At 47.0% G+C, this 806-nt stretch carries 1 pseudogene; it reads right to left on the reverse strand.

The features are described 5' to 3' along the window. Positions 1-806 (reverse strand): annotated as a pseudogene (locus FV227_RS29475) (hypothetical protein); the annotation flags it as partial.

An 806-nucleotide genomic window follows, 5' to 3' on the forward strand; every position in this document is an offset into this window, starting at 1 on the left:
CCTTCAGACTGTCCATGCTTGATATAGTGGTCTATAGCTTTAAAACCAGAGGAAAGAACATCTGGATAAGTTTCATAATAAAACATATGATCAAAACCCATAGAATGCAATCGAGCTTTTTTATAATCACCTGATCGAATCCATCTGAATTTATTGAAATGGGATCGGGTGCTGACTATTTGGGTGCTTTCACTTATTAAGTACTCGCATTGGGCTGTGAGCCGCCCCTGCTCTGTTGCCAATGCATCGCGTTGCTGGATTACAAGTGCATGCTTAGAGGCTAAGTGGTTATGTTCGCTGGTGCGACAGTCGAGATCTAAAGCTAGCCGGTTACATTCAATCGTCAGGTGCTCGCATTGCGCTGCGAGCCGCCCCTGCTCTGTTGCTAATGCATCGCGTTGCTGGATTACAAGTGCATGCTCAGAGGCTAAGTGGTTATGTTCGCTGGTGCGACAGTCGAGATCTACAGCTAGCCGGTTACATTCAATCGTCAGGTGCTCGCATTGCGCTGCGAGCCGCCCCTGCTCTGTTGCTAATGCATCGCGCTGCTGGATCATGAGAGCATGTTCAGAGGTCCAGTGGTGCTGTTCGCTAGTGTGACGGCCGAGTTCGGCAGCCAACCGGTCGCGTTCAGCCGCTACGCATTCATGTTGGTACGTTATATCGTCTCGTTCACTAGAAATGTCCTGTTTAATCTTTTCTAACTTACAAATATCACGGTCGCGCTGCTGGCGCTGAGTAAGAAGCACAAAAGAAATATCTTTCTTCTGAATAAGTGTAGGCCTATGATTTATAACAGATATTTT

The sequence above is a fragment of the Methylobacterium sp. WL119 genome, from assembly GCF_008039875.1.
Lineage (GTDB): Bacteria > Pseudomonadota > Alphaproteobacteria > Rhizobiales > Beijerinckiaceae > Methylobacterium.